The sequence below is a fragment of the Candidatus Marinimicrobia bacterium CG08_land_8_20_14_0_20_45_22 genome, from assembly GCA_002774355.1.
Lineage (GTDB): Bacteria > Fidelibacterota > UBA2242 > UBA2242 > UBA2242 > 0-14-0-20-45-22.
Genome location: PEYN01000020.1, coordinates 1 through 1,700, shown reverse-complemented (window position 1 = coordinate 1,700; position 1,700 = coordinate 1). Strand labels below are relative to the sequence as shown.

The window sequence follows — 1,700 nt, the reverse complement described above, 5'->3', positions numbered from 1 at the left end:
TTGCTCTATAAATATTATACCCGGCAACATCGCTTTCAGAAGACGCCGTCCATGAAAGATTTATCTTCCCGCCCGTCTCTTCGTTTGCCGCCGCAAGAGTCGTAATCTGCGACGGAGGGTCGTCAGACGGATAAGAAAAAACAGTCCATCCCGAAACATCTGTTTTTTCATTCGGCACTTCGTCAAAAGCCGTTATGGCAAACCAGTAAGTTGTCCCTTCGGTTAAACCCGTAATCGTTTTTGTTTTATTATCTTTACCGGAAACAATAGCCCACAAATTTGCAGTTCCAGTATTGCTGAAGGAAGCCTCGTTATACCATATTTTATAACCGACAACATCATCTTCTGGGGAATAACTCGTCCAGTAAAGAATCAATGCTTTTCCGGAACCCTCGTTTACAATATTATTTATGGAAACACTATCAGGCGCTTTTATATCTGAAGGATATGCCGTTATCGTTGAAGACAAAACACTTTCATTCAAATTATTGTCAATCGCACTAAGACGAAAAAAATAAGTAACATTGTCCGTCAAATTCGAAACAATCGTCCATGAACTTTTTTCGGAACTAATCCAGGCGGAAATCGTATAGGTGCTTACTCCAAAAGTATCCCATGTTTGAAAAAATGAATTTTTATACCCAATTTTGTAAAGGCAAATATCGTCAGAAACGGATGGTGTCCACATCAAAGCAATTCTGTTTCCGGCATTAGCGCCATAACTCGTGTTGTTTGCCGTCAAATTTGTCGGAAGTTCCGGTGCGGTATTATCTGTAGCAAAAGCGTTTTCCGAATATGTCAGAACGCTTTCATTATTCCGCGCTCCGGTGGACATCGCTGAGACCCTGTAATAATAAGTGACACCAGCGGCGACAGCATCCCAGTATTCGTGAGTTGTGGAAGACAGTGTTTGGGTATACGCTTCTTCATTGCCTTCGCTCAGACCCCTGTAAATTTTGAAATGAGCGTATGTGCCCGTCGTGTAATCATCCGGCGTCCAGCTTATTTTCAATGTGCCGTCATTGAGGATGTCCGCCACGGCAAAACCCGTCGGCGTAGGCGGCGGCTGGGGTTCGGGATCAGAAGATGAATTCTGCGGATTGCGCGAAGTCCTGATGATGAAATCCGCCGAATTGTCGTCGGAATCCCAGCCGTTTCCCTCGTATTCGTCAGCGCCGCTTTCCATAGACGCCGCGTCGGAAGCGGCGGATGCTTTACGCTCAATACTCCTATCATCCGCTGTTCCTGAAATACTTGGTGCATAACTTCCGCCTTCACCATCCTGCGCGGTATCTCCGATTGCCACTTTGTCTTCATACGGATCCGTGAAATTTTCGCCCGAGCTATCCAGTGTTATTCTTATAGTGCATCTATCAGCCATATGGAAGTATGAGCTCCATGTTCTATCCGCTATGCTCGGATCGGGCGCGTCAGCAGGGCAAAAAAGGAAGTATGTGTACGGCTGCATTACAATCGTTCCCGCGAGCTCATTCATGTAAAGCTTCGTATTGTAACTTGAGCCGGTGGTGGCCAAATACTGAATCCTCAATTTTGAAATATCAACGGGGCTGTCCGTGGGATTGTATATTTCTATAATTTCGTTGGCGGTACTGCCGGAACCTGTCGTGGCGAGTTCGCTGATGACGATGTGCGACGCCCAGTCCGCGTAAAGCAGCGAAAAATTAAAAATAAAAAACAAG

The 1,700-nt window shown here is 45.6% G+C and carries 1 protein-coding gene; it reads right to left on the bottom strand.

What is annotated here, in order from left to right; genetic code table 11:
* On the bottom strand, positions 1 to 1,700 hold a 1,700-nt coding region (locus tag COT43_01485; protein PIS30596.1), incomplete at both ends, for a hypothetical protein.